Consider the following 11,838-nt stretch of genomic DNA (forward strand, 5'->3'; position numbering starts at 1 on the left):
TTTAGGTTGTATTGCTATAATTCGACGATGTGGAAATGAATTCCTTTAGTTCAACTTATATAGTTTAAATTTTTTAGCAATTGTGTCAAGTGTATAGTTATAACCTTTTGGAGTAGCCCATGCAACATCCTTACTAAGATCTCCTATAGTAATATCAATTCGTCCATTTTCACCATAAGCTACTTGCATATCAAAATACTCACTAAGGAATGTAAGTGGCGTATACATTACATAATTTTCAGAAATTATAGGATATTCTAATCGTGTACTATGGACATCCCCTTTGCGACCAATATACGTTAATATGTTTTGATCTGAAATTACCATTAGTATTCGATTAGGATGATTAATTTTAAGTACACCATTGTAGTCTTCAGTTGACATGTTTAATTGACCTAAAACGGCCCATAGTGGTACATAAACAGCATTGTTTTTTGTTATAGGCGCATAGTCAGAATTTAATTCCTTGCCATTAATATAAACGGAATATTCAGATTCATTTGCTGAAGCCATTAATGGAATAAAGATAGATATGAATAAAGCGACAAAAAAGACAATACTTATACGAACTTTCAAATAGATCATCTCCTATATTGGGTAATAATACTAAGGTAGTTTACCATTTATAGGAATATTCATCTACAATTAATTTGAAAATGTGATGTCGATAAAACAATTATTTGCTCAGTTATTCAATCATTAGTCACAGTATGTAAGAATTTATTTCACGGGAAGTCCTACATAATAAAAATTAATAGAGCCTTAAATCATTCCTCCCGATATATCCTTACCACGCACTCAACATGTGTGGAGACGGTGAAAGGGATATATTGGTTTTCGAGAAAATCAAATTATGTGATTGTTGTACCTGCCAAAGAAATTTATAAGGTCTTTCTTTCTCCCGAGATAACTAAGTAAATTTGATCTTTTAAGTTCTTCTCAATGAATTCATCATGAACCCATAAGGTATCCGTTATCATGCCTCCACCTATACCTTCTTCCGAAAAATGAATTTCATAATATAAGCCTCTTCCATAAACATCATTACAGCCCCATGCTACCTTATCTAGATCAATCAACAAGGTCTGCAATTCCTCCTCTGAACATTCCACTAAACTCATAGGACAACTCAAATATATTTGTCCACCCCAATCACCTTCCATAATTACGTATGAATGCCCTGTTTCTTTTGCTTCTTGAAAATCCTTAATGAAAATTTCATTTGATAATCCGTTTACCTCATTTAGAATATGTCTTACTGGGCTATGATACTGAGGGATTTGTTTAGAATCTTTATTGCCTGTCATTTTGAAAATTCTCCTTTTGCCAACTAGAACTCGAACTTACACCTGCTTATCAAATTAATTATTGGTTAATTTCTCATATATATCATAATCATCAGACTCGTTTTTTCTCCACATTATTCTACTTCAATCCGGGCATTCATACATTCTTTCAATAAATTTAACTACAGAATAATCAAGTTCGACTAACTCATCCAAACTTTTAGTCTCCGTCTGCTTGCGTTTTGTTCGTTTTCCAATAATTCTTCGTAATCGGAATCCTTCACAACAATATAGCCTTTATCGGGAATAGGTGATAGATCGTGTATTTATCCGCAAACACAGACTAACTTTGGCATACCCATTTAACTCCTGTTCATTTGAAAACGATATTTTATTTGCATATTGCAATTATTAATGGCTCAATTAGTTCTCGAAACTTTTCAGAAGAGATTCCGTTTCCATAATGTTTCAAAATCTTTTTTAGCACAAAGTTATATTCATGCTTCTTAACTAATTCAATTTGCTCAATTAACTCTTTGAGTAATTCATTTCCTTCAATGGTTTTATAAAACTCAACATGCTCAATAAGACTTTCCAGAGATGGTTGCAGATTATTATTCACAGAATACATAGCCATAAAGTGCTCAAATGTTACTAGTTCCATATTGATATTGTCCACCCTCACTTATGAAATCGTCATTTCATTTGCCACCAGTAAATACAAAATCATTTTGCCTGATTGAAAGATCAATATTAGTAATATCTTTTTTGTTCGATCCACTTAATAAGAGATGCACGGTAAACTCTTCTGTTTTCCATGCAGCACTAATTGAAAGATCTCCATCAACCAGCTTTTCAAAAAATATTTCATCAACTTCATTCTGATTTTTGTCCTTAGTTGCTTCGATAAAAGAATTAAATGTCTTCTCATTTATAAAACGAGGTTCATCATACTCTGGTTTCCCATACTTTTGTTCTAGCTCATACCTGATCTTTGAAAATCGTTCTAAGGAACGTTCTTTATCATTGAGCCTGTACGCTATTTCTTTAAGCCTGTTTTCTCTAAAATGATAATAAACTTGTGTGTTAAAATTTAATAACTTGTAATCACTGTAAGCAACAACATAGCCGAGGTCAGCTAGTTCTTTTAACCCTTTACTCCTATTCTTTATCTCATCTAAATTCGTATCCCAGTTAAACTCACGGAAAAGATCTATTAGATTAGTTAACTGGAGATTCTTTCTGTCATCATCATATTTAACTTTGAGTCCCTGAGCCAGTGAAATCTCAATAATGGGTATGTACAATGACTCTTCAATCATTCTTATTGGCTGCTCTATTGGAAAACCATTGATGATTGCTAACTCCTGATCAATATTTATCACAATTTCAGAACTGTCTTTTTTTGCTATGACCTTTCTCTCAACCTCATCCCACGTTACTTCAAAACCACTACCTTCAAAATAATTTCTTGCTTGAACGTATAGATCATTGGGATTGGATTCAATATTGATCGTATTTAACTTTAATTGAGTATTGTTAAATTGAACGTCAATTAAGTTTCCTTCATCTTGCGCTAGTATAGTAGAACTATTTAATAGGCCAACCAAGATCGTTGCTATGATTAGTACTTTTCTCTTCAAAAAATTACCCTCTCTCACCATTTTCATTTCCAATGAATCCGTTATTTCATCAAAAATTATCTTCATTACCAAACAAGCCTTCAAATAATTCATGTATAATATGTAATGCAAAAAAATACAGTAACGTTAATATTACGATGAATATAATAATGCCAATAAACGCAATTTTAACAAACCTTTGCGTACGTTGAATTTCTCGCTTGTTACTCACCGTCCAACCAATCATCAGGTTCGTTGATATTTCTCATTCGTCATACTTCCTTTAAAGAGTCCTTTTATCGTGAACTGTATATTTCAAATCAATTCACCCTTCCAGTTTACCAAGACAATCTCTTTCTTTTCTGAATAACACCAATCAATTATCTTTCCCACTAAAGATGGTGTAGCAGATAAGTCATCCCATATCGGAGGAGTTTGTACTCTTATATCCTTGCGATCCCCAACAAACCCAACAAATTCCTTCCCCATGACTACAAGAAATGGACTCTTCTTTTGCTGCTTAATTACTTGCCCAATCTCATAAGCAACAATAAATTTCTTATCTTCAGATAAAATGTAGACTTTGATTTTTCCTTCATCATCGTAATCCGATTTCACGTACCAGTAAAAAAATTTTCCCTGACGAACTATTTTTCGCTTATACTTCTTACTCACAGCCAATGTTTAGCTCTCCCTGACAATGAAATAGTCTTTTTATTTATTATTTCGCAATTCCGCAAAAACATTACTTATTGTTTTCAAATTATTCATCCTTTTTCCAGTTTGTTAGTTTCCAAATCAATTCTTCCTTTGTTTTCTCTCCATGTAAGAAATCGAAAAAATAATCACTAATAAAATCTCTGCAAAAACAATCTTCATGATCCAGTCCTTCTTGATCGCCATGTTTCTTAATCATCTCTAAAGTATTATCTTGAGGTATACCTAATTCCGTTGCTATTAAGTCTTCTAATTTTTCTATGGTTGGTGATATAAAATTTATATCTGAAATTGATAAAACTTCTTTTAAAGAATCCTCTTTTTCATAAAGTTCTTGAATTATATCTATTAATTTACTTAATAAATTTTGATTCATGATTATCCCACCCTTCCAAAACTAATGATAGTATTCTGTTATTCAATTTCCTCATCAATAATTGCAGTTTTATGAAGCTGATAAAATTTAATCAATTCCTCCATACCTTTATTTGTTTATGTAAAACAATAGTATTCTTGATTATCATCTCTTGTAACTGCAAAACTTATTTTTTCTCTGGTGTCATTATCGCTATCTGGAATAATAATTTCAACATTTGCTGTATCAGAAACCTCATCATTTACTACACTAAGATTCAAAATATAGTTTGCCATCCTATCATCCCTTTTCTTTGATACATTATCCATTTATAACCATTATGATCCATATATTATAATTTTTTCCTCCTTAATCGAGCCATAATATTACATAAGCTGACACATTATCACTTAAAATGTGATACTTTTAACCTATTTTTTCACGAATTATGTAGTACAATAGTAACAAATAGTTGATTAAACAAACTATCAATAACTATATCAAGGAGGACAACATGAGCATTAATTATTACAGTGAATTGAAGAAAACAGATGATGAAGACTTAAGGTTAAAGCTGCTAATGAGAACTATTAAAAATTTATTAGAGGAAAAGAAAAATAGATCATTTTTTGAAAAGTTAATACATAGAAAGCCAAAAACTCAACCTAGAGGATGGGTATAATCGCTTTTTTGGACTTTACAACTGAAAATTTATCACTTAACTATAAACTTAACTTTTGTCCCATCAGAATATTTTTCTAACTGATTACTAACCCAAGATCCAGCACCACGATTGTCAGAGGGGTCTATGTACTTTATATCTGCTCCTGTTCCTCCTTCGGCATACATAGCCATAGGAAATTCATCTCGATCTAAATTAGGCTTTGTGGGAACACCTTTAAGTGATTTTTTTCGGTTATTTTCTGCTCCCTTTCGATCTATTGTACACACTGAAGACTCTCCATATTCGATGGCCTCTTTTATATGAGCTGCAGTCTCCGGAAATCTATCAGAAGGGAAATAGATTGTAAAAGCTGCCTCAGCATTATTGTTATGATTAATTGTCTGGACTGAAAATAGTTCGGGCTTATAAAAATATAAAAGTGCGATAATACAGAAGATAAAGAGAGTAAAAAAACTTTGATTTTCTTTTCATTTATAACTATCCGTTAAAATGGATTTTTATTTGCTAACCATATTGATAGAATTCTAAGACATATGTTTCATCTTTACCAAAGTCAAAGTAAGTTTGACACCATTCAAACTCGTCTTCCCCATACGGAGGATCTGTCTTTAATCTGTAAACTTTTAAATCAATATCTTGGAAAAAAACCTTTATCATTTGAATTAACTTTTCTGATACTATGTTAATTTCCTTTTTATATAAAATGGGGTTTATTACATTTATTAAATCATCATTTCGTTTAGAAAATGCTTCTATCAAAAAAAAGAACCAATCAGTGCTTAGTCTAAATAAATCATCTTCCCAATTTTGAAGCAATTCCAATCCTTCTACTTTAACATCTGAATGGCCCGATAGATTGCCAGCTTTATTAAATACAGAGACAGCCTTATCAATCGCAAAATCAATTTTCACAAACTTATATTCGTGTCCGTAGCAGACCCCATAAATAGAGTTCATAAGACCAAGAGCTTCAAGAAAGCCATTAATTCTTTGCAGTTTGTCTTCAGTCATCCACATTCCTCCACAAAAGATACCATTTCTTATCCGTGTTAGCTGATGTTGCTGACTTCTTCTTGTATTTCTAGAAATCATTTTTTGTTCAAGATTGGTCTTAATAATTTAATATTAATAAAAAGGAAATACGCTCCAAATATACTACCTGCAATAAATACCCATACATTACTGTAAACATCAACACTTGAATTATTAAATAATGCAGCTCCAATAATCCAGCCCAATACATTGTATGTAACAAAAGATAGTGGAGATATAATACTTAATTTATTTCTTAGATTTATAATTAAAGTTATGACGCTGAACGCTACCCATAGTAATTCAATTAACGATATAAATGCACTAAAAGTATGGATGGTATCGATGTTTGTAATTGTTATAAAACCCTCTATAATTTGTAGACAAGCAACAAAAATAGATATCTCAAGGTAAAATTTATAGTATTTCATTGAACGAATAATCCTTTCCATAAATCAAGGTTGTGAAGTAACATGTCATCTCCTAATGAAATTGACCTTTTATTGTTTTCAATACAATATCATTGTTTTATAAGATACTATTGCTAGAATAGTGTTCAAGAAAATCAATGATTTTCTTTGAATGATATGACTTTGCAATATCTATAGGGGATACACCTCGACTATCCTTCTTGTCTACTTTTGCCCCATTGTCCAGCAAGAATTTAATCATGTCTAAAGGTTCTTCTCCTTGTTCTCCACCAGTTTGAATTGTCCCATCAATAGATAAATCTACAGCTTGATGTAAAGGAGTCCATCCACCAGAACTTTGAAAATTTACATCAGCTCCATTATTAAGCAGGAATTCAACCATTTCTTTTCTATCATTTTCTACCGCATATACGAGTAAAGTCCAGCCTGTTTCGCTCTTACAGTTAATATCTATGCCTGTTGATAAAACATTTTTTAAGTATTCAATATCGCCCACAGCTGCAGCAGTAAATATTTTATTGTTCATACAGTCCTCCTGCGTTAAAAGTGAGCTTTTATCGGCTTCTATTTCTACTTTGCTTTTTTAATTTACTTGTACCATTATAGATAAAGGCTACAGCAGAAATCCCCAAGCAAATCTTAGTCCAAATATTCTCAGGGTGGATATCTAAAAATAGCAAACCGATAAATAAAAAAGCAAATATAAATTCACCGATTCCTAGATAGAAATTCACTTTATTAGTATTCATAACTAGCCTCTCTCCTCATGAAAGTCAGTTTTCATCAGAATTCTTCAATTCCCAAGCTGAAATAAAATCATCAATTTGTGATTTTTCTTTTTGTGGTTTTTGAACTTCTCCGTTCTCTTTATTCCAACCTAATGTAAATTCTGTATTTTGATGACGCTCTACAGGATGACCATAATCTGTTGTATGCACATTAAGTAGAATCCATCCTAAAGCCAAATAGCGATTCACTTCTTTGGGACTTACTTCTTGATGAATTTCTACAATATTTCCAAAATTACGATGATCCATTTTCATAAATTTCCCTCCCCCTAAATCTAGTAATTTATTAATTCTCTTATTGCCCCAAATTGGTATTCTCAAATCTTAAATTACCATCATCGGCATTGATTTTATTGTATTTATGTAATCTATTCCCTTTGCATCGCTGACAAGACCCGTGATTGCGGCATGTTCTATCAATTGATTTCGCACCGTAATATTTCTTTCGTTTATCCTTACGATTCGGGTAGTCTTTGTCAAAACTCAATCATTTTCCATCTCCCTATAAAACCAGTCTTTTATAGCCTGCGCACCTATGAAAGAATAGCCTCTTCCTTAACTGCATTGTATATACTATTAATTTTAATTGTTGTATCTTCAATTTTTTTGTAAAATGATTCTTTGTATTCGTCTACTACTTTTTCAACTCCAAACCCGTAATCTGAATAAGCATTAATTAATAACTGCTTCACTTCTTCTAAACGATCATCTATAAGTATTTTTAGTACATCAGCTGTCAAAAAATCGTGTTCATCTTTTGGCGCGCCCATATCAAGTAAATCAACAGGATCTAATTCATCTATAATCTGTTTAACTAAATAAAAGCCTTTCGGGTAATTTATTTTAAGGTGATTCTTCTCAACAAGTTCCATTAGACACCACCAACTCGTAGTCATTGTAAAATAAAATCCGTGTTTCATCAAATCTACACTTCAGTAGAAGTCTTATTACCATAGTGAAAACCGTTCAAAATATCTTTGCCTATCCTTATTCCAGTATATATTCGAACTCCCAATAATTCCAATACTCAATTTAATCCGAATCCGTGAAATGAAATAACAACTTGGCATCCCTTCCCATCAGAGTTAGCATACACACACTCAAACAACGGGAAGGGGGTAGCATTATGGAAGATTGGCCGGAATGGCTAGTGAAAGGTATACACAAGAGGTTTGATGAACTATCTCTATCTGTTGAACAGCAGGAACATATCGCTCCTTTGATCGAAAAATCATCAAAATTGCAAACGGATTTGAAAAATCAATTGACTGAATCTACTTACGGTATTTTGCTAGAGTGGGAAGATGCTGTTCAATATCAGCAATCGGCTGAAAAGGAATGGTTATATTCACGTGGGGTTAAAGATGGTATGGGGATGGTCAAAGAGATTAAGCTTTTTTTGAAGGAAAATCAGCTGGAATTTTGACGATCAAACAGCATGGACTTCCCATGCCATCTGTCGAAAATGGAGATTATATTATTCGGGCTGGAGATTAGCCGGTGCTTTCCTCGATCACCAGCCCGCTTTTCAAGGTAAATAAATAACGCGTTGGCGAGAGAATGGTTATCTTCTCTACCAACGCGTTAAATAGTTCATCCTCAAATTGTTCAAGTAAATCCTGCCGCGCATTCAATTTCGTTTACTCGATTCTTCACTTGAGGCAACCCCGAGGCTGATTTGGCCGAATATGTCATTATGATCCGTTATGCCATCTTGCCGCCCCACGCTCCGAGCAGCGCGGTTTCCAACTTCGATTCCCTGAGAGCGCATATCATTCAAATATTTTGCGATGAGTATCGCCGTTTGTCGGGCAATTCTCTGGATGAAGTTGAAAACTGGATCATGCCTGTTGCGGCGCGTAAACTATGTGCGGATGCTATCAGCGAGGAAGAAAAAATGTTGCTTCTCGCCGAGATCAGGTCAAGACTTTAGCTATTAGGAGTTCATCTGGCTTTGGTGCAACAATTGCAACTGATCAAAGATATCCGCGATTATGGTTTTGTTATGCTGTCAAACCAAACAATTTATTGATAAATTTAACTGTAGAAAGGACAGACGGATGATAGCATTCGATCTGTCCTTTCTTTATCATATGCATGACTTCGATTCCGGCAATTGTTTTCTCTGCAGTACTGAATGATTTGAATCCAAGCATGGTTTTAATGACTTTCTTTATGAATCGATGCTCTTGTTCGTTTTTTTTGCATGCGGGCGCTATACGCTGCCGTAGACCTAAGCGCTTGTGCGAAGGTATGGGAACGGAAGAACCTGCTGTAGCGTTGCATAGGTCCAACAAATTCGTACGCCCATAAATATCCCGCTTTACAGTGCGTGCCGCCTGCCTGATGTGAAAGGCAAGAACATTTTTCTCTATGTCGGGTACTTTATTTTAGGCTTCTGCATGGCGACCAGTAATAGGATCATGGACCTGATTGAGCACGTTAATAGGGACAACCCTGCTTTTCCGGGAAACCTACACGGTCGGAAGCCAGTCGGGCTTTGCTTTTACAACTCTCCACTTGCTTTTTTATTGGGTAACTCTGCTTACGATGCTCGGGTATGGCAAAAAATATCTGAACCGGAAGTCAACATTTATGACCTACTTTAACCCGGCTGCTTTTCCCGTCTATATTTTTCATCAAAATTTATTTGGATCATCTGGAGGCCGCTCCGAGTTTGTGGAGACTGCAGAAACTAAAATACCGGATTTTATGCCCATAGGCTGATTGGCTTCTGCATGTTGTTCCATCGCAGTCTGCTGGACCGTATCTGGGGACTTGACGAGATATTTTACCCGGGCAATTACGAAGATGATAGCTTCAGCCTGCGCGCCAGTATCAGCGGAAAAAATGATGGCCAAGGATGTATTCATTCACCATGAAGCCCAGGGCACATTCACTTCGTTCCTATGAAGAACCCGGAGTTAAATCCATAATATCCGATCCGCATGATTATTAATACCGTTATTCAAGCCTTCGTCAGGCGCACCGCCATGTACGGAATGCCTGGAAGCTCGATCCGGAATGCGCCTTCGTACGTGCCCGGCAGTCTCTTCACCGTCATGTTCCAAGTATCGATCACGTCCACATGATACCAGATGCCCGGCTTCATGCTATACTTCCGGTAACGTGGTTGATTAAAGCCGTAATAGAACAAGTAATACTCGTCGGCGATCCCTGCCGAGGGTACATCCCATTCGGATTGGAGCGGATTAAGCCCTTCGGCCGGCCCTTCCTCCATAATCCAGCGCAGGAAGGCGATCCGTTCCATACTCGTTCCATGAAGCTTGCCGCCCTTTGACCACCAGAGGATGTCATCCGGATGCAGATAGGTCTCGCCATGCCCGACATAGCCACCATGCACCGCTCCTTCCCAGAAGCGGCGGGTCATCTCCTGTCCGCTGATGTTGCCCCAGCCTTGATCGATATCGCCTTCATAAGCGCATTCGTCGATGACGATCGGTTTGTTCCACCGGTCCCGCCATTCGTTCGTGTTTTCGGCCGTTTTGTACACGTCGATCCGCTGAATGCTGCAGTGTGTGATCCAGTCCCGGCTGTAATCATAGAAAACAAAGCAGTTATGAATCGATATCAGCCGACCGTAGGCATCCTGCCCGGTTATGATCCTGGCGAAGCGTTCCCAATCGTCCGGCTGCTTGGCCCACATCAGGTCGTATTCATTGGCCAGCGACCACCAGACATTCCGGTAGGCGGACAGCCGCGCCACGATATAGCGCAAGTACCGGTCATCGGCGGCCGGACTCATCTCGGAGAACCCCCAGTGGTCATACGCATGGAACAGGATCAGGTCCGCTTCGATCCCAAGCCCCAGTAGATCCAGAATGCGGCTCTCCAGATGACGGAAGAACGCAGGGTTGAACCGGGTGTAATCCCATCCTTCCTCGAGCGAATCTTCATACGGATAATGCTGCGGCTCGTTGGCATTGAACTGGTAAGATTTCGGAAATACGCACATCCGCAGCTTGTTGAACGGCGATTTCCGAAGCGTATCGAGCGTCCGCTGCTCCAACTCCTCGACCTGATGCGTCCATACGTAACAGGTGGTGCCAACCGGGATATACGGCGTTCCGTCGGCATACCCGAAGTGGAACCGGTTTTTCACCTGGACCGGGCCGTGATTGCCGGACGCCGGGGCGGTGCTTGCAAACAGGCCTTCAATTCCGTTCAGGGAGCGCGCCGTGCTTCGCGTCCGGTAAGTCCACTCTCCCACGGTGTCAGGCATGAACCGGATGCGGTAGATGCCCTCCCCGTCATAAAAGCCCGCGGTTTCGACCGCCCGATCGGCACAGCGAAACTCGGCGCTCAGCGCAACGTCCACGAACGGATTCCCGTGGCTCGGGCCATGCAGCTCCAGCTCGAATACGCCCCACTGCTCAGCCTGCGGAGTCCCCTGCACGGTTGCGGAGCCTTCGGGAACCGTAGCCTCCTCGTAAAGTGCGGACGGCGCGATGTCCGCCTCCAGGACCGGCTCGTCCCGGATCGTCGCCAGCTCCTGCAGGATCGCGTGCAGCAGCTCCGGCATCCAAGTATACGCTTTATTGGAAGCCGCAAGCTGGGGAAGCGTCTGCATTTTCATAAACGACAAATAAGGAGAATCCGTAAGATCGGGAACATGCTTGAGCAGCACTGCCCGTGCCTCGGGATTCGCCCAGATCACACCGATTTTCGTTTGCTCCGTAAAAGACATTGCCAATCTCCCCCTTCATGGTAATGTAAATGGCAGATCGCTTGGTATGGTGAGAATCCCTTTCAGCTCCTTATGAAGGTAGTACTGCACCGAATTCCCGTTGCTGATTGTCCATTGGGCGATCGTTTTGACTCCAAGAGCAATTAGATGCTCCTCAAGATAAGAGGTGCAAGCGGATACGCAAGTCAAGTAAGGTGTGGACATGCGTCCAGTA

20 protein-coding genes and 1 pseudogene are annotated in these 11,838 nt (G+C 37.9%); 4 read left to right on the plus strand and 17 right to left on the minus strand.

What is annotated here, in order from left to right:
- Positions 1 to 45: 45 nt before the first annotated feature.
- The 7 genes from OB236_RS10755 to OB236_RS10785 form a co-directional block, all read right to left on the minus strand.
- Positions 46 to 576 carry a stalk domain-containing protein gene (locus OB236_RS10755; RefSeq protein ID WP_262683997.1) on the minus strand — a complete coding sequence of 177 codons (531 nt, stop codon included), beginning with the start codon at positions 574 to 576 and terminating at the stop codon, positions 46 to 48.
- A 305-nt stretch (positions 577 to 881) separates the two neighbouring features.
- Entirely contained in the window at positions 882 to 1,307 is a 426-nt protein-coding gene (locus OB236_RS10760) for a hypothetical protein (RefSeq protein WP_262683998.1), read from the minus strand.
- A 370-nt stretch (positions 1,308 to 1,677) separates the two neighbouring features.
- Entirely contained in the window at positions 1,678 to 1,950 is a 273-nt protein-coding gene (locus OB236_RS10765) for a hypothetical protein (RefSeq protein ID WP_262683999.1), read from the minus strand.
- A gap of 37 nt (positions 1,951 to 1,987) precedes the next feature.
- Entirely contained in the window at positions 1,988 to 2,995 is a 1,008-nt protein-coding gene (locus tag OB236_RS10770) for a copper amine oxidase N-terminal domain-containing protein (protein ID WP_262684000.1), read from the minus strand.
- A 228-nt stretch (positions 2,996 to 3,223) separates the two neighbouring features.
- Positions 3,224 to 3,583: a hypothetical protein gene (locus tag OB236_RS10775; RefSeq protein ID WP_262684052.1), complete on the minus strand. Its 360-nt coding sequence runs from the start codon at positions 3,581 to 3,583 to the stop codon at positions 3,224 to 3,226.
- Positions 3,584 to 3,671: 88 nt separating this feature from the next.
- A complete protein-coding gene (locus OB236_RS10780; RefSeq protein ID WP_262684001.1) occupies positions 3,672 to 4,001 on the minus strand; it encodes a hypothetical protein in 330 nt (109 codons plus the stop codon).
- A 116-nt stretch (positions 4,002 to 4,117) separates the two neighbouring features.
- Entirely contained in the window at positions 4,118 to 4,276 is a 159-nt protein-coding gene (locus tag OB236_RS10785) for a hypothetical protein (RefSeq protein ID WP_262684002.1), read from the minus strand.
- 218 nt (positions 4,277 to 4,494) lie between these two features.
- Here OB236_RS10785 and OB236_RS10790 point away from each other — a divergent pair, with 218 nt between their 5' ends.
- Positions 4,495 to 4,662: a hypothetical protein gene (locus tag OB236_RS10790; protein WP_262684003.1), complete on the plus strand. Its 168-nt coding sequence runs from the start codon at positions 4,495 to 4,497 to the stop codon at positions 4,660 to 4,662.
- 32 nt (positions 4,663 to 4,694) lie between these two features.
- On the opposite strand, the gene OB236_RS10795 is transcribed toward OB236_RS10790, so the two are convergent.
- The 7 genes from OB236_RS10795 to OB236_RS10825 all read right to left on the minus strand — a co-directional run bounded on the left by OB236_RS10795 (position 4,695) and on the right by OB236_RS10825 (position 7,788).
- Entirely contained in the window at positions 4,695 to 5,093 is a 399-nt protein-coding gene (locus OB236_RS10795) for a NucA/NucB deoxyribonuclease domain-containing protein (protein WP_408638442.1), read from the minus strand.
- A 76-nt stretch (positions 5,094 to 5,169) separates the two neighbouring features.
- Positions 5,170 to 5,676, minus strand: a complete 507-nt coding sequence (locus tag OB236_RS10800; protein WP_262684004.1) for a hypothetical protein — start codon at positions 5,674 to 5,676, stop codon at positions 5,170 to 5,172.
- A gap of 77 nt (positions 5,677 to 5,753) precedes the next feature.
- Positions 5,754 to 6,128 (minus strand): hypothetical protein, encoded by a 375-nt coding sequence (locus OB236_RS10805; RefSeq protein ID WP_262684005.1) that lies wholly within the window; start codon positions 6,126 to 6,128, stop codon positions 5,754 to 5,756.
- A gap of 97 nt (positions 6,129 to 6,225) precedes the next feature.
- Complete coding sequence (locus OB236_RS10810; protein WP_262684006.1) at positions 6,226 to 6,654, minus strand: ankyrin repeat domain-containing protein; 429 nt, start codon at positions 6,652 to 6,654, stop codon at positions 6,226 to 6,228.
- A gap of 28 nt (positions 6,655 to 6,682) precedes the next feature.
- Entirely contained in the window at positions 6,683 to 6,877 is a 195-nt protein-coding gene (locus OB236_RS10815; RefSeq protein ID WP_262684007.1) for a hypothetical protein, read from the minus strand.
- A 24-nt stretch (positions 6,878 to 6,901) separates the two neighbouring features.
- Positions 6,902 to 7,171 (minus strand): hypothetical protein, encoded by a 270-nt coding sequence (locus tag OB236_RS10820; RefSeq protein ID WP_076235225.1) that lies wholly within the window; start codon positions 7,169 to 7,171, stop codon positions 6,902 to 6,904.
- Positions 7,172 to 7,449: 278 nt separating this feature from the next.
- Positions 7,450 to 7,788 (minus strand): hypothetical protein, encoded by a 339-nt coding sequence (locus OB236_RS10825; RefSeq protein ID WP_262684008.1) that lies wholly within the window; start codon positions 7,786 to 7,788, stop codon positions 7,450 to 7,452.
- A gap of 254 nt (positions 7,789 to 8,042) precedes the next feature.
- Between OB236_RS10825 and OB236_RS10830 the strand changes: the two genes are divergently transcribed.
- Positions 8,043 to 8,342 (plus strand): hypothetical protein, encoded by a 300-nt coding sequence (locus OB236_RS10830; RefSeq protein ID WP_262684009.1) that lies wholly within the window; start codon positions 8,043 to 8,045, stop codon positions 8,340 to 8,342.
- 252 nt (positions 8,343 to 8,594) lie between these two features.
- Positions 8,595 to 8,849 carry a hypothetical protein gene (locus OB236_RS10835; RefSeq protein WP_262684010.1) on the plus strand — a complete coding sequence of 85 codons (255 nt, stop codon included), beginning with the start codon at positions 8,595 to 8,597 and terminating at the stop codon, positions 8,847 to 8,849.
- A gap of 70 nt (positions 8,850 to 8,919) precedes the next feature.
- On the opposite strand, the pseudogene OB236_RS10840 reads toward OB236_RS10835, so the two are convergent.
- Positions 8,920 to 9,111: pseudogene (locus OB236_RS10840) on the minus strand (DDE-type integrase/transposase/recombinase); the annotation flags it as partial.
- Between the two features lie 238 nt (positions 9,112 to 9,349).
- On the opposite strand from OB236_RS10840, the gene OB236_RS10845 reads away from it, so the two are divergent.
- Positions 9,350 to 9,643, plus strand: coding sequence for a hypothetical protein (locus OB236_RS10845; RefSeq protein WP_262684011.1), 294 nt, complete (start codon positions 9,350 to 9,352; stop codon positions 9,641 to 9,643).
- Positions 9,644 to 9,884: 241 nt separating this feature from the next.
- Here the strand turns inward: OB236_RS10845 and OB236_RS10850 are convergent, their stop codons facing one another.
- The gene (locus tag OB236_RS10850; RefSeq protein WP_262684012.1) at positions 9,885 to 11,624 is read right to left on the minus strand and encodes a DUF5605 domain-containing protein; all 1,740 of its coding nucleotides are present in this window, start codon (positions 11,622 to 11,624) and stop codon (positions 9,885 to 9,887) included.
- A 15-nt stretch (positions 11,625 to 11,639) separates the two neighbouring features.
- Positions 11,640 to 11,828 (minus strand): hypothetical protein, encoded by a 189-nt coding sequence (locus OB236_RS10855; protein ID WP_262684013.1) that lies wholly within the window; start codon positions 11,826 to 11,828, stop codon positions 11,640 to 11,642.
- Positions 11,829 to 11,838 lie beyond the last annotated feature (10 nt).

The sequence above is a fragment of the Paenibacillus baimaensis genome, assembly GCF_025567575.1.